This window comes from Lacticaseibacillus suilingensis (genome assembly GCF_016861845.1).
Classification (GTDB): Bacteria; Bacillota; Bacilli; order Lactobacillales; family Lactobacillaceae; genus Lacticaseibacillus; species Lacticaseibacillus suilingensis.
On sequence record NZ_BOLV01000003.1, the window covers coordinates 1 to 16,134 of the forward strand.

Annotated in this window: 14 protein-coding genes; 6 read left to right on the top strand and 8 right to left on the bottom strand. The window is 53.9% G+C overall.

All coding sequences use genetic code 11. From position 1 onward, the window contains the following. Positions 1–35 precede the first annotated feature (35 nt). Positions 36–1,559, bottom strand: a complete 1,524-nt coding sequence (locus JUF11_RS02560; protein ID WP_204118179.1) for an AAA family ATPase — start codon at positions 1,557–1,559, stop codon at positions 36–38. A 613-nt stretch (positions 1,560–2,172) separates the two neighbouring features. Between JUF11_RS02560 and JUF11_RS02565 the strand changes: the two genes are divergently transcribed. Both JUF11_RS02565 and JUF11_RS02570 read left to right on the top strand, forming a co-directional pair. Next, the gene (locus JUF11_RS02565) at positions 2,173–2,622 is read left to right on the top strand and encodes a MarR family winged helix-turn-helix transcriptional regulator (RefSeq protein ID WP_204118180.1); all 450 of its coding nucleotides are present in this window, start codon (positions 2,173–2,175) and stop codon (positions 2,620–2,622) included. A 9-nt stretch (positions 2,623–2,631) separates the two neighbouring features. Beyond that, a complete protein-coding gene (locus JUF11_RS02570; RefSeq protein ID WP_236000386.1) occupies positions 2,632–3,180 on the top strand; it encodes a GNAT family N-acetyltransferase in 549 nt (182 codons plus the stop codon). A gap of 140 nt (positions 3,181–3,320) precedes the next feature. On the opposite strand, the gene JUF11_RS02575 is transcribed toward JUF11_RS02570, so the two are convergent. Genes JUF11_RS02575 through JUF11_RS02605 form a run of 7 tightly spaced genes read right to left on the bottom strand, consistent with a single transcriptional unit; the run spans position 3,321 to position 10,135 of the window. Further along, on the bottom strand, positions 3,321–4,163 hold the full coding sequence (locus JUF11_RS02575) for a triphosphoribosyl-dephospho-CoA synthase (protein WP_204118181.1): 843 nt from the start codon (positions 4,161–4,163) through the stop codon (positions 3,321–3,323). Positions 4,164–4,174: 11 nt separating this feature from the next. Next, a complete protein-coding gene (locus JUF11_RS02580; protein ID WP_204118182.1) occupies positions 4,175–4,954 on the bottom strand; it encodes an alpha/beta fold hydrolase in 780 nt (259 codons plus the stop codon). Continuing rightward, positions 4,954–5,589, bottom strand: a complete 636-nt coding sequence (locus JUF11_RS02585) for a malonate decarboxylase holo-ACP synthase (protein WP_204118183.1) — start codon at positions 5,587–5,589, stop codon at positions 4,954–4,956. The genes JUF11_RS02580 and JUF11_RS02585 overlap by 1 nt, the downstream gene beginning before the upstream one ends. After that, a complete protein-coding gene (mdcD, locus tag JUF11_RS02590; RefSeq protein WP_204118184.1) occupies positions 5,583–7,259 on the bottom strand; it encodes a biotin-independent malonate decarboxylase subunit beta in 1,677 nt (558 codons plus the stop codon). The genes JUF11_RS02585 and mdcD overlap by 7 nt, the downstream gene beginning before the upstream one ends. Further along, on the bottom strand, positions 7,249–7,548 hold the full coding sequence (locus JUF11_RS02595) for a malonate decarboxylase subunit delta (RefSeq protein WP_204118185.1): 300 nt from the start codon (positions 7,546–7,548) through the stop codon (positions 7,249–7,251). The genes mdcD and JUF11_RS02595 overlap by 11 nt, the downstream gene beginning before the upstream one ends. A 29-nt stretch (positions 7,549–7,577) precedes the next feature. Continuing rightward, positions 7,578–9,221, bottom strand: a complete 1,644-nt coding sequence (gene mdcA / locus JUF11_RS02600; RefSeq protein ID WP_204118186.1) for a malonate decarboxylase subunit alpha — start codon at positions 9,219–9,221, stop codon at positions 7,578–7,580. Beyond that, entirely contained in the window at positions 9,221–10,135 is a 915-nt protein-coding gene (locus JUF11_RS02605; RefSeq protein WP_204118187.1) for an ACP S-malonyltransferase, read from the bottom strand. The genes mdcA and JUF11_RS02605 overlap by 1 nt, the downstream gene beginning before the upstream one ends. 122 nt (positions 10,136–10,257) lie before the next feature. On the opposite strand from JUF11_RS02605, the gene JUF11_RS02610 reads away from it, so the two are divergent. From JUF11_RS02610 to JUF11_RS02625, 4 genes are all read left to right on the top strand, one after another. Continuing rightward, positions 10,258–11,133, top strand: coding sequence for a LysR family transcriptional regulator (locus JUF11_RS02610; protein ID WP_204118188.1), 876 nt, complete (start codon positions 10,258–10,260; stop codon positions 11,131–11,133). Positions 11,134–11,248: 115 nt separating this feature from the next. Further along, positions 11,249–12,361, top strand: coding sequence for an acyltransferase family protein (locus tag JUF11_RS02615; protein WP_204118189.1), 1,113 nt, complete (start codon positions 11,249–11,251; stop codon positions 12,359–12,361). A gap of 224 nt (positions 12,362–12,585) precedes the next feature. Further along, on the top strand, positions 12,586–13,536 hold the full coding sequence (locus JUF11_RS02620) for a helix-turn-helix transcriptional regulator (RefSeq protein WP_236000387.1): 951 nt from the start codon (positions 12,586–12,588) through the stop codon (positions 13,534–13,536). A 99-nt stretch (positions 13,537–13,635) separates the two neighbouring features. Then, the gene (locus JUF11_RS02625) at positions 13,636–15,843 is read left to right on the top strand and encodes an SEC10/PgrA surface exclusion domain-containing protein (RefSeq protein ID WP_204118310.1); all 2,208 of its coding nucleotides are present in this window, start codon (positions 13,636–13,638) and stop codon (positions 15,841–15,843) included. Positions 15,844–16,134 lie beyond the last annotated feature (291 nt).

Genomic DNA, 16,134 nt, shown 5'->3' on the forward strand with positions numbered 1-16,134 from the left:
TACTAACAAGAATAGGTCTTCATGGCCTTTTTGGTCTAGTCGTCAGGGTGTTGCACTTGAATTGTAAACTGGGGAGCAATATTTTTTTGGACGCTTTCTAGAGGCAACTTAGCTTCAATAAGATTGTCTTTTAGACTCTGGTGTTTAAAACTAGCTGCTTCAAATTGCTCGAACAGCTCACTGTTGTTATATTTCGCAATATTTAAGTTTAGTAAGTCTGCTTCGCGTATAAGGAACTTCTCCTCTTTAAAAACGCCATTATACTCTTCGACTTTCCTCTGTATTGCTGTTCCAGCGGAAATAATTTCCTTATATAGGCTTATATCATCGTACGCAACGTCCTCCGGATTTGAGTAAGGGTTATTAATTTTTTCCGCGATAGCTTCTAGGTATTTTTTGACCATCTCATTATATTTTTCTACTGCGTTATTGTACGCTGATACCTCTTTTGGAAATAGCGATGCCATATCTGTATTTTGTTCGACAACAGTCTGATTATCCAGTTTCAGCGATTTCAATTTATTCGTAAATTCTTTTTCTGCATTTAGTTTTGACATTTTTAAGACCTGGTCAATCGTCTGAACTAAACCTTCCTTTTCGCTGGATGTAAGTGAACGAAAACAGGTAGGGCAATACTCAGTCTCTGGCAGTGAAAATGTATCTTTAATTCGGCTAATGGAATTTTGTCCGCTGATTGATATAGATTTCATAACTCGTTTTTGAATTCCATTGAGAGTTGGCATGGTAATAATGGTCGAAAGGAGCTGTTTGACCTTAGTAAAATCATTTTTATCCGTCGACATTTCAAATGGAGGCAATTCTGTTTTTTCCCGAATCTGTTCGAGATCTTTGAGGTCATCTTCTAGGAGCTCCATAATTTTTTTAGCAATCGCTGGTGTCCCTCCAGTAACATCAACGTCACGAATTGACTTGAATGTTGTAGTGTTCACTTGTTGTTTGACTTCGAGCGAGTGAATACTTTTCCCAATTGATGCCCACGCGCCGTCTGCCTTTAACTGCTTGTCAATCTTTTTTTGGATATTATTCTCATTCTGGCCATTTGTATAATTTTCAAAATTGCTTAGAGCTTGCTCAGCGGACTCAATGTTTTGCATTATGCCTGTCTCTTTCGTTTCAAGAGCCTTAAGTGAATCTGTTAAATCCGGATTGTCAGATAGCATAACAATCGCTTCTAGATTTTCATTATCTTTAACTCGGACATACTTATCCACAAATTGCTCGTTATAAACGTATGCTTGTGCCTTTTCTAAATCATTCAACTTGGCAACTTCGGTAATTTTTTTGTTTTGTTCGATGCTAGCATTCCAAAAAGAAGAGCTTGGTACTTCATCTGTTACGGTATTATCTGCACTATCGTGAAACACCGCGTTAGAGATAGTTGTTTTTCCAGATCCGTTTCTTCCGAAAATTGAAATTATTCGTTCGTCCCGTATACGTTGCTCTTGCGTTTTTTTGTCCTTCACTACCGTATAAAATTTCAAGTCTACTTCATTTTCCTGTAGATGTGGTGTACGAATCTTAACCTCATTCCAACTCATTAGTGCTCTCCCCCCTGTTTATGATTGCCAGCAAAAGATCTACTGTGAACATTGTACCTTGTCTGCAAGTATCTGTATTCGCTCTTCTTGCCAGATTCTCTACACCCATTGTTCAAGGCTCAAAAGGCAATCACTATTAGCAGATGATTGCGCACGACGATAACTGATTTCCTTGTGGCACAGAGATGGCACATCTCAGCGTTTTGTTCATCGTTTTCCAACGTTTTTAGTTCTGCAGAAACACAGTTAGATTGCTATTCTTACCTCAATCGATTTGAGGATTGGTTTTCACGGGAAATATTTACCGACTGTTCTTGCATTTGAATGACAAAAGAGGTCGTCTCGCTTTGTTGTGAAACGACCTCTTTACTCTTTAAGCTCCATATTTCGCCTTCCACCAGCCCTAAGAAGAAATCAAAACCAGCATATCCATTTATTGCCAAGGCTCAGATTCTGTTTTAAACAGCTATAGGTTACCAAATCGCATTGTCATTATCATGAGCTTCCAAGGGCAATAGCGGTGGTGGACTTAGAAAATTGGTTTTCCTATTCCGCTATATTGCATTTGCAATACAATCGCGTATACTAATCCCAGAAAGCAGGTGACCTTTTTATGGATGCACTCCGCGCCATCGGTGTTGTTGCACGCGCACTGGACAGCATCTCCAACATTGAGTTCCGTGATTTAGATCTCACTCGCGGCCAATACCTCTACCTCGTGCGCATTGTCGAACAACCTGGCATCATCCAGGAACAGCTGGTGAACCAGCTCAAAGTAGACCGGGCCACAGTGGCGCGTAGCGTTGCCAAGCTCTGCCAGCAAGGTCTGGTCGTTAAGCAACCTGACCCCAATAACGCGAAAGCTAGCTTGCTTTTCCCCACTGCCGCCGGCAAAAAGGCCTATGCCCCGATTCACCGGGAGAATCAGTATTCACTCAAGCGGGCCCTTGATGGCATGACCGAAGATGAAGTCGCCACCCTCACGCGCTTGCTCAACCAGATGACGCAGAACATCGATGAAGACTGGCAGCTGGTCAAAAGCGGCGGCAAGCGCCACTACTGAGTTTTAATCATGAAAGGACAATCAATGAACACTATTCGTCAAATCACTGAGCAAGACATCCCCACCCTCGTGCACATGGCCCGCGTCACCTTTGCGGATACCTTCGACGCGAATACAGCCCCCGCTGACATGGCCGAATTCTTGGCCACGGCTTATGCGCCAAGCAAGCTCACGACAGAATTAAACACCCCTGGCACCACCTTTTGGTTCGCGCTGGTTGATGGCACCCCGGCCGGCTATGCCAAATTCAACGTGGACGCCGCCGTCACCGCGGACGTCAAAGCGACCAACGCCCTCGAGTTGGAACGCATCTACATCCTGCCCACCTATAAGCATCACGGTTTGGGCAGCCTGCTCTACAACCAGGCGTTAAAATTAGCGCAAGCTCAAGGTAAGGACACCATCGCCCTGGGGGTGTGGGAACACAATGAACCGGCAAAAGCCTTCTATACAAAGCGCGGGTTCAAAAAAGTCGGCGAGCATGCCTTCGTGGTCGGTGATGATCCGCAGCACGACTGGCTGATGGAAGCCGCCGTTACGCCAGCGCCAGAGATCTAACCAGCACCGCCCACCAGCCGCCGTTTGAGCCGCTACTTTTTCGGCAACGAGCTGTGCTTGTTTCACGTGAAACATAGCAGTCAGAGAATCAAAGAACCGCCTCGCATAAAATGCGAGACGGCTCTTTTTGTCATACAGCTTCAAATGACGCCTTCCACAAGGCCCGTAAAAATGGTCAAAATCAGCATATCCGCCGATCCGCCCAGACTCAGGTTCTGCTTCAGAAAGTCAGCATTCATCTGCTCGAGCAGCCGCATCCCCGCTTGGGTGTGCGTGCCGCCAGTGGCCAAAATCGCCTGAGCCTGCTGCTGCGCCACCGGCAAAATAGCGGTGGTGCCAGCGCGATGAATCAGGTTGGTATCGGTGAAATGGCTCAAAATCGCCAGCAAGCTATCGAGCAGCCTTTGATTCAGCGTCCCAGTCGCCTGCCGCAGCATGGGCAAGCCGTGGTCGAACACGCTGGGGTAGCCGGCTTCGGCTTCCCCGCGCACCCCGGTTAAGCCGTGCTCAAGGTACAGCCGCTCGCCTGCCGTCAGCTCTGCATCGGTTTTCGCCGCGGTGGCGGCAAAGTCGCCAGCGGTCAAGCCCACCAGCATCTGCTGAACCACCTGACGCACGGTCAAGTCGCGAGACTGTTCATAGGCCACAGCTGCGGTCAGGATGCCCAGTGAAAAGATAGCGCCTTTGTGCGTGTTCACGCCATCCGTCGCGGCGAACATCGCCTGCTCCGCCGCCATCCCTGCTGGTCGCAGCGCCTGAAACAGCGCCGGCAAGTCGCCCGGCCAATCCAACCCAGTTTGGGCACAAAACAGTAAATACGGTTGCAGGCTCAAACTAGAATTGATAAACGTGAACACGGTCATATCAGGATGGGGCCCGCTGCTGACGGGATCCACCAGGCCGGGTTTGGGATTGACGCTGACCTCATAGAGCAAGGCCCGCGTGGCCAGATTGGCCAGTTGTTCTGCCGTAAATGCCGTCATAAAGTGTCCTTTCACTTGTTTTGCAACATGAAGTGCCGCAGCGTTTGATTGAATGCTTCTGGAACTTCAGCCATCACATCATGGCCGCAGTTTTGAATCATCACTTCGCGCACCTGGGCATTGCGCCGCATCAGCCACTGGCCGTAGCCATTGTTGAAATACGGCGTTTGCGCCGCCGTAGCGAACAGCACCGGGGCCGTTTCGTTGCTGATCTGCGCGCGCCAGTCCGCTTGGAAATGATCCGCCAGTAGCGCCACGCCTTGCTCACGATCGAAGGGCCGGCGGCTTTCGGCGCGAATGAACGCATCCATCACTGCTGGCACCATACCGTGCAAGGTTTCGTGGCCTTGGCGCGGCCGGTGCAATTGCACCGGCGCGGTGCGGGCCGTTAAACCGCGAAAGCCGAATTGCCACTGGTGGTCGTTGAGCATTTTCGGCGACTGATCCACCACCAGCACGCCGCTGACTGGCACGTCAGGATGCCGCTGCCGAAAGGCCCAGATAACGCTGGCGCCCATCGAATGGCCCACCAGCAGCGGCCGCTTCAGCTGCAGTTGCGAGAGCACCGCCGCCAGGTCATTGGCCAATGCCGCTAGCGATGTCGCCACCGCCCCGGTCGACTCGCCCTGCCCGCGGTAATCAAAGCACACGGTTTGGGCGCAGCGACTAAACGCTGCCACTTGGGCAGTCCAGATTTCTTTGTAGCTGCCAAAACCGTTGACAAACACAATGGGCCGGCCGCTACCTTCAACAGCCACGGCTAACTGGGCGTCAGGAACCGCAATTTGCATTAGGATTCACCTTCAAAATGCCACGGATCCGCGGTTAACTGCGGACCGGTGGCGGTTTTCATCATCACCTGGGCAGCGCGGTGCTGGGCGTACTCTTCTAGGGAAAAGCCGGCCTGACCATGCACCACTTGGATGTCGGCATGCGCACCGGCAATGGCTTGCAGCCGCTGAATCAGCGTTTGCGCTGCCGCCACTGGCAAGGCCTGAGCTGGCCTGGTCATGATGACGTCAACATCCGAGACTGGTCGCGCCATTTTCAGGCCGGTGACCAGCTCGAATTGCAGGCTGCCGCCCACACCCCAATCGAAGCCTTGCAGCAAAGGTTGCAAGGCTTTGAGCTTCTGGAACGCCGGCAATTGCGCCCGCATTGGGTCCAACTGCGGCAGCAAGGCCAAGGCCTGCTGCGGGGTCACCGTCGCCGCCACTTGAGCAGACACTACGAACGCCGCAAAGCGCTGCGCCTTTTGATAGCCACGAAGGCCGACCGGAATCCGGTCGGCCTGGGGGCCCCGCCGTACGATCACGTATGGCGATTCGGTTAATATGGCCACTGCCCAATCTGGCAGTGGGCTCGCTGCCGTCAAAGCATCAGCTGCTTTGAGCCGCACGAGCGTATGCGGAGTGAAACTTACCATTGCTGATCCATCAAGGCGCGAACTTTGTTGGTGGCTTTGCGGCCGCCGCCTTCGCCGTTCACGGCAATGTCGTTGGTGTAACGGAAGGACAGGTCAGCAGGCGCGTCTTCCAGGCTCTTGAACGCATCGTCCAAGGCGGCCTTCACGGTAGCGACGGCTTGGTCATCGGAGTCGTAACCTTTGACGCCTTTGATCAGGTTGTACAAAGAGCCAAGCTTTTGATAGTTTTCAATGTCGTAAGCCATCGCTGGGACATGCTTGGTGGCTTCTTCCAATTCTGCAATCGTCCGCTGGGTAATGCGGGCACTGGAGGCCTTGCTCATCGCCTGAATGGTGATGTCGAGGTCATCCAAGGCGACCAACCGGTTGGATTGCAAACCTTGGGCCAAGAAGCCCCCAGAAACGGCATCCCCAGGAATGAAGGAAACCACCTTGTGACCGGCCTGGCGCGCCCGCGCATAGGCACTGGCAGCGGAAGCCAGGGACATGTGAATCCCAATCAATTCTTCCTTGTAGCCATACGCCTGACTAGGCACATCGACGACGATCACGATCGGCGTCTTCTCAGCAGCTGGCTTGTCCGCATCAGCGGCAATCAAGTCGTTGATGACACTGGCAACCGTGTAGCCTTCTTGCAGACCCACTTCACCATGGCGCACCCGCGGGAAGCGGTTGTCTTCAGCTGGCACAATGGCAACATATTCGCGGCCATCGGCTTGAGCATGCAAGACCGTTGGCACATCGCTTTGCGCGTTTTTGATGCCGGTCAGAAGTTCAAACCAGTTACGGCCACGGGACTTGGTGCCAGGCTGGCTGCCGCTGGTGGCTGGGGCTAGGTGATGCGGCTTGGCAACGACTTGCTTGAACAGCTGATCATAGCCGGCGATATCCAGCGGCTGGCTGGGATCGAGTTGATCCAGCAAACTCAGGTAGAAATCGCCGCGCTGATCACGGTGCGAATCCTTGTTTTCATCAATCGCTGCCGTGATGGCCGTGCGGAAGGCGTTCACGTCATCATCAACGACTTCATCGATGATGCCGGTGGCCTGGCGCTGCTTAGTGCCCAGCGTGTTCCAGATCAGGTTCTTATCGGAAGAATCCCATTCCTTAACGCCGGCTTCCTGCTCGATGACTTCAGGCCCATTCAAGCCGATGCGGGCTTTGTCGGTGCCGATGACATAAGACAGCAAGGCGTTGGTGATGGACATCCCGCCAAAAGAGCCGACGCGCCCTGGCACAAGGCCAATGACTGGCACGTACTGCTTCAAGGCAATGACCATGTTGTGAATTTCGGAAATCGACAAGAGGCCGTAGTTGGCTTCCTGCAGGCGCACGCCACCGGTATCCAAGATGATGATCGGATATTCCTTGTGGCCGGCTTTGTTATCGGCTAACACATGCTCCAAGGCGGAGACAATCTTCGCGCCGGACACTTCACCAATCCCGCCGCCTTGGAAGGCGCCTTCGATGGCAATGATGACCGTGTCTTTTTGGTTTAATTGCCCTTTCATCACCACAATGCCATCATCGGCTTCAGGCACGATGTTTTGGGGCTCGAGGTGCGGGGAAATCATGTTATCAAAGGGCCCAATCAGTTCACGGGTGCTGCCCGCATCAAGTAAGGCTTCTGCGCGCTGGCGAGCGTGCAATTCAACAAAACTATTGCTCATCTTTCAACGCCTCCATTGCTTGAGTGAGTCGCAGGTTAACCACGCCAGGCGTGGCGCCGAAATCATTGATCTCAAAATCGGCCAGCAGTGGGTAGCGGTCGAAGAACCGGTTCAGCACGTTTTGCCAAACTTCTTTGAACCCATCACTACCAGTGACAATGTTTAATTCAGATTCTTTTTTGTCCGTCGGCTTCATGATCACTTCAAGGTCGCCGGAAGCAACGACGCCAATGTGAATCGGGTGTTCGATTGGCTGGGTTGCCGCATAATTAAAGTGCAATTTTTCCATAATGTTGCGTGCTCCTTTCAGAGGTGACCTTAGCTCCAGCTGCGGAACTTAGCCGGCGGGTTGTACAAGCCTTTCGACCACTTGACCAAATCTTCCATGTTCTGCGCGGCCAGCAAGGACCGAGTCGCCTGGTTGCGGTTGACGCCGAGGTCTTCTGGGAAGGCCACGATGCCGCGGGCCCGCAAGTCTTTGACCACCGCAGGATCAGAGCGCAAGCCGACTGGGGTGACCCCAGCAATGGCTTCGATTGCGGCTTGGCGTTCGGCCATGGAAGAGGTCTTGTACAGGTAGGCAATCCCTTCTTCAGTCACGATATGGGTCGTGTCTTCGGAGTAAATCATGATCGGCACGTTTTGCAGCTTGGCTTCCTTGCGCACTTCAACGGCATCTAGCGAGTCCACGAACACTGGGCGCTTGTTGGAGCCAAAGGTTTCAACCATTTGCACAACCAACTTCTGGCCTTTGCCCAGCGGATCGTTATCAGGCCGCAAGCTCTGCCATGCTGGGGTGGAGTGGCGCCGGCCGGTTGGGTTGGAGCCCATGTTTGGCGCGCCGCCGAAACCGGAGAGCCGGCCGTTGGTGACGGTTGAGGAGTTGCCATATTGGTCGATTTGCAGAGTCGAGCCGACGAACATGTCCAGCGCATACTGACCTGCCATTTGACCAAAGGCCCGGTTACTGCGCATCGTGCCGTCCTTGCCGACGAAGAAGACGTCTGGGCGCGCGGCGATGTACTTTTCCATCCCGACTTCACCACCGAAGGAATGAATCGACTGGACCCAGCCGGATTCAATCGCGGGAATCAGAGTTGGCGTAGGGTTAACTTCCCAGTTTGGCACAATCTTGCCTTTCAGGCCTAGTTGCTCGCCGTAAGTTGGCAGCAGCAGTTCGATGGCGGCGGTGTTGAAGCCGACCCCATGGTTCACGGACTGAACGTTGTGCTTCTCATAAATGCCGCGAATGGCCATCATCGCCATCAAAATCTGCAGCTCGGTGATGTTCTGCGGGTCGCGGGTAAACAGCGGTTCAAGCTGATAAGGCTCGTCCGCTGGAATAATGACATCGACCCAGTCAGCGGGGATATCCACGCGCGGTAGTTTGTCGACGACTTCATTGGCCTGCACAATGACAATGCCATCATGGAAGGCCGCAGATTCAACAATCACTGGCGTTTCTTCGGTGTTGTAGCCGGTGTACAGGTTCCCATCGCGGTCGACCTTATCGGCAGCGACCAACACGACGTTAGGAATTAAGTCGATGTACAGGCGAGCATACAATTCCAGGTAGGTGTGAATATCGCCAACCTTCAAGGTGCCATCAGCGATCATCTGTGATACCCGGGTACTTTGCGGGCCAGCAAAGGAGAAGTCCATTTTGGAGGCAATCCCGTCTTCAAAAATGTCCAGGTGTTCTGGCCGTGAAATACTACTCATAATCATGTGCAAGTCGTGAACCTTGGCTGGATCAACTGAAGCCAATGTCTTCGACAAGAAGGTCGCTTGCTTTTGGTTATCGCCTTCGAGGACCACTTTGTCCCCTGGTGCGATTAATCCTTCCAGAATGGCTTTGGCATCGCTGGTTTTGGCGAACTTGCCATCGATCATACTGCTCATTGCTGAGAGCTTGTTCGCTTTGGCTTCGCGATGCGTTGCCCAATCACGTTCTTCGCTCATTAATAAGTCCCTCTTTCCCATTTGGTTAACAAAAATGCGGCATCCGATACGCTCATCTGATCAAGATTGACTTGATGCAGATCGCCGAACTTCTGCCCCAGTACCTTCCGGAACGGACGGCCGGGAGAAAAGTTCACGATGCTATCGGGTTCATAATCGTGTGCCACGCCCATCATCGCTTCAAAATAAACGGGATGAGCCAAGTTGTTGCTGAGATCCTCACGCACCGGTGCCACTTGGCGCACGGCGCGGCCGGAGTAATTCGTCAGGTAAATGCCCGCCGGTTTTTGCAGCGTCACATCCGCCATGGCGGCGGCCAGCTGGGTGCCAACTTTTGCCATCAACGGTGAATGCGATGGTACCGGCACCTTCAGCCGCCGCGCCAGGACTGCGCCGCTCGCCTTGGCGAGGGTCACGACCTGATCGATCGCAGCCAGCTCGCCGGACAACGCGGTTTGGTCTTCGGCGTTTTGGTTGGAAGCATAAACCGGGTGCTCTGAACTGTTAACTTGGGCGACCAAGGCTTCCACCTCAGGCCGGCTCAAGCCAACCACCACGCCCATCCCATAACCTTGGGGATAGGCGCCTTGCATCAGCTCCGCGCGGCGTTTGACCACGCGGAACAAATCATCCTGTGCTAAACTGCCGATGGCATAGGCCGCGGCGAACACGCCGAGACTATGCCCCGCCACCAAATGCGGCTTCAAACCGGCAGCTTGCATGGCGTTGACTTGCGCCACTTGCAACAATTCGATGCCGACTTGCAGCTGCACCGAGTCTTGGTACGCTTCATCGGTATCCAACAACTTCAACCCCAGCAACTCCTCGACGTGGCTGCGCAAAGCCTTATCCACGTTTTGGAGCATGCCGGCGGTTTGGCCCCCTTGACCGGGGAAAATCCACAAAGAATTCACGATTGACCTTCTCTCTATCTGATCCGATCGCTCTCACATTGCCACTTTATGCCGATCAGATAGCGTTGTATAATGATTTTATCTTATATGTATAACTATCAGTTATGAATAGGAGGTACGTCATGAACCTCGCTCAACTTCAAGGCTTCGTTTACACGGCGCAAACCGGCAGTATCACCCAAGGCGCGCGCCAGGCTTTTATCAGTCAACCAGCGATGACCAAAATGATTCAAGAACTGGAAAAAGAACTCGGCGTGGCGTTGTTCGACCGGGTGGGCCGCGGCATTCAAATCAACGATGCCGGTCGCTTATTTCTCAACTACGTGGAATCCGGCCTCGATCAAATCGAGGAAGGCATTGAAGCCGTCGCCAAACCCTCCACGCATCAGCCCCCAATTCGCCTGTTGGTGGAAGTGGCGTCGGCGCTGATTCCAGATATCATCAAAACCATTCACGCGATTTACCCCAACGCCCCGATTCAGCTGACCCAGCGCATCACCGCCGTCAACGAAACCCGCGAGTTCGACTTCACCATTTCCACCCGTCAGCCCCGCCGCGACCGGCGTTCAGTGCCACTGCTGAACGAGGAAATCTTGATTGGCAGTGCCAATCCTGATCTGACCGCTTCCGCTTTTATCACGCCGAGTGCGCTGGTGGGCCAGCCGATTGTCTCGCTTGGCTATCACACGCCGCTGCGCGATACCTTGGATCAGTATTTTGACCAACGCAACTTGCGCCTGAATTTCCAGTACGAATCCGACGACCCGGCCAGTATCCGCGCGATGCTGGCCTCAGGAATCGGCGTCGGCTTCATCCCCTCGGTCACCTGGGCCGAAACTGGCAAGCAGCTGCATCTGGCCCGCATCACCCCAGATCCGCCTTTTCGCACGATCTATTTGACAGAAGGCCAGCCCAAAGAAGACGTGCGCACCCGCAAAGTGGCAAACGCGTTAGTGGGGCTATTTGTCGCCGCTCGCGCCCAGGCCCTGAAGGTCTAACGGCGCCGCTGAGGAAAAATTTAAAACTTGCAACTGCGTCGGCAACTCGTTACACTGACTTCGACAACTCCCACCGATCGCCTCTCACAAATCCGAACTAAGGTGGGACAACCAAATGAGTGAGAAGACGCTCGCACCAGTCGCCGATATCGGCGACTACTTAAAGCTAGGCGCCTGCACTGCCGTGATGTCGCAGCCCATTATGAGCTACGCGTTGACGACCAGCCCTAGCATCGGCGCGCAAACTTGGATCGGGATTATGTATAACCTGGTCAAGTACACCGCACCAGCCTTTATTTTTGGCATTCTTTACACCACCACCCGCACGACCATCAACCATCGGGAATTGACTTACGGCCACTACCTCAAAAACATGTGGCACGCCTTGTTCATCCCCACGATTTGGTGGACGTTTATTTATCTGTTGGTTATGCCGCAAATGCAGCAAGTCAACCAGTATCACGACTTAGGCTCGTTTCTCTGGCATTTCGTCAACGGGAACGCCGCGCCGCATTTGTGGTATAACACCATGATGCTACAGTTCATCATTTTGATGCCGGTCTTTTGGGCGATTGGCCGCTGGTGTGGACAAAACACTAAACGCGGCATTATCGCCGCTTGCGCTGCGGTCGTGATTGCAGCGCTGTGGCTGTGGTTCTATGACACCCAGATTTTTAACGGTCCGCATGCCCAGGATTGGTATCTGTTTGATCGGCTGTTCATCAGCTTCTTCATCTACGGTGTCTTTGGGACGCTGGCTTGGCAGTACCGCGAACACTTCGACCGCGCCATCATGAAATGGTGGCCAGCCATCGCCGTGGTCTTTTTAGCCACATTCTGGTGGACCAACCACGAACTGTTCAGCTACGGCTTCCCGATCAACCTCGGCAACGCGCCTTACTACAAGCCTTCGATGACCTTGTATGATCTAGCCGCTATTGGCCTGTTCTCAGCGCTGTGCCTGTATCAGGTCAAAGCCGGCCGGCCGTTTACGAAGTTCGTGCACAAGTTTGCCAACTTCGCCTACAAAGCATACCTGTCGAATGTCTTTTGGTCACAATGTCTGTGGCTGTTGTTCGGCAAGACCTTAACCACCGCCAACACCTGGGTCGGGATTTTGGTGTTGTACGTGCTGACCTGGTGCATTTCCTTCGCTTCCGCGTTCGGCATTAATGCCATTTGGTCGCGGTTGAAACCGATGATTTTCAAATCGGCAGCGGTCGCTTAAGTGCGCCGGGACGCTAATTGAATAAAAGCCATCCCATCATCGTCGCAGACGTTTCATCCGAGCGCGGTGATGGGATTTTTTGCTCGCCGCCATCTATTATGCAATCGTTATTGAATCCATCATTAAATTGTCATCACGGCCAAAATCGGCCGAGGGTTTTCACCAACTTTTTCCGGCTTCATCTGGTAAGATATGTGATAGATAACCCAAAGGTGGTGGCTCCCATGGAAAGCAACGCCCGCGTCGCGCATATTTTTGCGGCCTTAATGCAAGGCCAAACCATCGATGCTGAGACCCTGACAACCGAATATAGCATCAGCCTGCGCACCCTGCAGCGCGATTTGGCGGACATTCGGGCCGCCTTGGCTGACGCGTGTGCCCAGCCGCCAGTGCTCCAGGAAGGACCACCGCGGCACTGGTGCTTAATGACCGATAACCGGCAAGATAGCATCGCCTTGGCGGTCAGTCACATCGTCACCGGCAGTCGCGCTTTTGATCAAGGCGAACTTGCAGAAGCTTTGGCCTACATTGAACAGCCCCTCTCACCGACCAGTCGCGCTGCTCTGCACGCGGATTTGCGCTTGGCCCGGCATGGTTTTTCGCCGCTCACTGGCGCCAAACCGCTGTTGGGCTTGTTGCAGACAGTCAATACCGCCATCGATCAGCGCCTTAAGCTGACGTTCAGCTACCACAGTAGCCGTTCGAATTTGAAACAAACCAGCGAAATTCACCACGCCCAGCCTGTGGCCGTGTTCTTTGAGCGCTTTTACTTTTACGTGGCGATGTTTGCCGACGAGCATCATGGTTACTGGCTCTATCGCCTTGATCGCATCGACGAGATTTTAGATGAGACCAAGGGCGAAAAACTTGATTACGCCACCAGGTTTTCATTGCAAGACCATTGGCGGCAGACTTACTTCATCGACTTTGGCGAACCGACCGTCATCCACTTTGAGTACGAAGGTTTTGTTACCACGGCGCTAGACGCTTTTCCCACTTCCAAAGTCGTTGCCACCAACGCGGACGGCAGCGTCGTCATTGAAGCCTACGCCCGTATCGAAGGGGCCCTACTGTGGCTGCTCGGCCAAGGCCCGCGGGTCAAGGTCCTTGATCCGCCGCTGTTGGTCAAACGTATCAAAACCATGCTGACGGCGATGCAGGCTAAATATCAATAAAATAATTCAGTGACCAGCTCAATTGTTATTTTTATGTCATATTATGACGCGGTCAATTAGTACACTGGGGAAGAAATTTCTTTATTTGGAGGAGAGATTATGAAGAAAACCCCGTTGTTCACATTGACTGCTGCCGCTACCATTGCCGGCTTGGCGCTAGCGAACCCGCAAAGCACCCACGCTGCGACCAAGCCAGCCACCAGCACGGTGCAAACCACCGATGATGATGCAGCGGCGGCGCAAACTGCCGTTGACCAAGCCCAACAAGCGGCGACTACCACGGCCGCGGCCAAGGCTGATGCCGAAGCTGATCTGAGCGCCGCGCAAACCACGGCAGATCAAACCGCTGCGGACAAGGCGGCCGCAGAAGCCACCAAGGCGGAAGCAACGCCAGAAGCGATTGCTCAGGCCCAGGCAGATGCCGACGCCGCAGCGGCAAACACCGCTGACGCCCAAGCTGCCAGCGACGCCGCGGACCAAACTGTCTCTGATGCGCAAGCTGATGTCGATACGAAAACAGCGACAGACGAAGCGGCACAATCAGCTAAAACCGCCGCCGATGATGCCGTAACCGCTGCGCAAGCCGCACTGACTGGCGAAGACGACCCAACGGTAACGGCCAGCCAACAAGCCGTTGACGAAGCACAAACCGCCGCCGACCAGGCCGGGACGGCCGTTGATAACGCCACGGCAGCGCAAACTCAGGCCCAGCAGGCGGTGGATGACGCGACTAACGCTGATGCCGAAGTTGGGGGCGTGGTGCTGACGCCTGATTTTCTGGAAGTCTATCATGAAATCAACGGTGACGGTTATGGTGGCCCGGACGAAGATTGGACCAATAACGTGCTAGCCCAAGCTCGGGATGCCACGCAGCTCATCGACTACCAGCCAACAGCGGCAGACGACGCCGAAATTGTTCCCGATATGACGCAATTAACGAATGCAGAAGCGCGCGAGCTGTCTGAGTTTGCTGCCTCAGTCATTAACGATATCCGGGCCCAGTTCGGCATCACCCCGATTCATGTCTCCGATGGCTCGGTTCAGGCTGCACTGCTCAATCTCGGGGGCAATATGTACCGTGGTAACTACGGCGACAACTCGTGGTATGATATTGACTCGGAAACTTCAGTCGCTGCCGCGCAAACCTTAGGCCTTCCTTATGGTACCCAATATGATGACAGAGGGAACGAAGGACCGCTCGAAGCTTTGGGTGCTGGTACCATTGGCAATGCCGTGATGAATTTCACCTTTAATCTCGGCGATAAATCATCCCCAATGTCTAATCTCAAACGTGGTATTCTTGCCGCAATCGCTAGTCTGATGAGCAGAACTAGCTACTCCACCGATGCAACTAGTATTTATGCCGATGGGTCCTCAGTCACCGGCGATCTAGGTGGCCAGATAGATTGGCTCACAGATTTCATCCTCGACCAGGGTGGATCCAAAAACTACGACTATTTGGGCGTGGAAATTGACGACAAAGGCAGTCTTTATTTCACTTTCACAAACGTCACCGGCGTCGACCACAGCTATCCTTTCTTTAACGACACCACCACGCCGGCGCCGATTGCGCACACCAAGGACACCACCGCCTTAGCCAAAGCGCAACAGGCATTGGCTGATGCGACGACGGCACTAACGACGGCGCAAGCGACCAAGACCGCGGCTGACACGGCCCTGCAAGCGGCGCAGGCCAAACTCGCCGCCGATCAACAAACTGCCGCAGCCAATGCCGCGGCTAATCAGGCGACCTTAACCGCTAACCTCGAAGCGGCAGAAGCGCAAGCCACCGCTGCCGCGGCAACCGCAACCGCCACTCACGACGCCCTCACCGCCGCGCAGGCCGCGCTCACCGATGCCCAAACCGCAGCAGCCGAAGCCCATGAAGCCCTGACTGCCGCGCAGGCAGCTGAAACCGCGGCGGCTGATCATTTAGAGGCTTTGCAACAAGCTGATGCTAACCTCGCCATAGCTCAGGCGGCTGATGAGGCAGCCCAGGCGGCCTTGACCGATGCCCAAGCAGCCTACGAGGCCACGCTCGCTCCTGCCGCAGCCGCTGCCAGCGCGCTGAAAGCCGCACAGGCCCACCTGGCAACGGTGCAACACTGGTTAGCGCTACATCAGAAACACGCCACCGCCAAGCCTGCCACGGCCCTGAAGCAGGTCAACTTAGCTAAAGTTAAACCAGTTGCCGCTTCGGCTTTGCCAAGTACCGGCGATGCCCACCAAAGTGTTTTGGCCTTGCTGGGCCTGAGCCTTCTGAGCTTGTTGGGTGGTACAGCACTGCAGCGCAAACGCCGCGCTTAATTTCCGCCTCATACTTGTGTAAATAAAGACCGCGCTTCAGCGAAAAATGCTGAAGCGCGGTCTTTGCTTACTTCGCCGGCGCGGCTTTGCACAGCGAGCCGCACTGACACTGCTCGGGCGTGACCATTTTGCACTGACAGCGGCCATGGGAGCCGGCGCAGCGGCAGCCGTCGTGGCAGGTCATGCCTTGATGGCACATTGGATTGTCTGGATTAGGATCCATGTTCTCGCCTCCGTTACGGTACGATACTGGTCGGTCATTCAAAACGCAACCGCCCGCGCGTGAATTTG

Coding starts and splice junctions, on each gene's coding strand:
- JUF11_RS02560 (WP_204118179.1), bottom strand. CDS start 1,559: ATGAGTTGGAATGAGGTTAAGATTCGTACACCACATCTACAGGAAAAT.
- JUF11_RS02565 (WP_204118180.1), top strand. CDS start 2,173: ATGGATGCACTCCGCGCCATCGGTGTTGTTGCACGCGCACTGGACAGC.
- JUF11_RS02570 (WP_236000386.1), top strand. CDS start 2,632: ATGAAAGGACAATCAATGAACACTATTCGTCAAATCACTGAGCAAGAC.
- JUF11_RS02575 (WP_204118181.1), bottom strand. CDS start 4,163: ATGACGGCATTTACGGCAGAACAACTGGCCAATCTGGCCACGCGGGCC.
- JUF11_RS02580 (WP_204118182.1), bottom strand. CDS start 4,954: ATGCAAATTGCGGTTCCTGACGCCCAGTTAGCCGTGGCTGTTGAAGGT.
- JUF11_RS02585 (WP_204118183.1), bottom strand. CDS start 5,589: ATGGTAAGTTTCACTCCGCATACGCTCGTGCGGCTCAAAGCAGCTGAT.
- mdcD (WP_204118184.1), bottom strand. CDS start 7,259: ATGAGCAATAGTTTTGTTGAATTGCACGCTCGCCAGCGCGCAGAAGCC.
- JUF11_RS02595 (WP_204118185.1), bottom strand. CDS start 7,548: ATGGAAAAATTGCACTTTAATTATGCGGCAACCCAGCCAATCGAACAC.
- mdcA (WP_204118186.1), bottom strand. CDS start 9,221: ATGAGCGAAGAACGTGATTGGGCAACGCATCGCGAAGCCAAAGCGAAC.
- JUF11_RS02610 (WP_204118188.1), top strand. CDS start 10,258: ATGAACCTCGCTCAACTTCAAGGCTTCGTTTACACGGCGCAAACCGGC.
- JUF11_RS02615 (WP_204118189.1), top strand. CDS start 11,249: ATGAGTGAGAAGACGCTCGCACCAGTCGCCGATATCGGCGACTACTTA.
- JUF11_RS02620 (WP_236000387.1), top strand. CDS start 12,586: ATGGAAAGCAACGCCCGCGTCGCGCATATTTTTGCGGCCTTAATGCAA.
- JUF11_RS02625 (WP_204118310.1), top strand. CDS start 13,636: ATGAAGAAAACCCCGTTGTTCACATTGACTGCTGCCGCTACCATTGCC.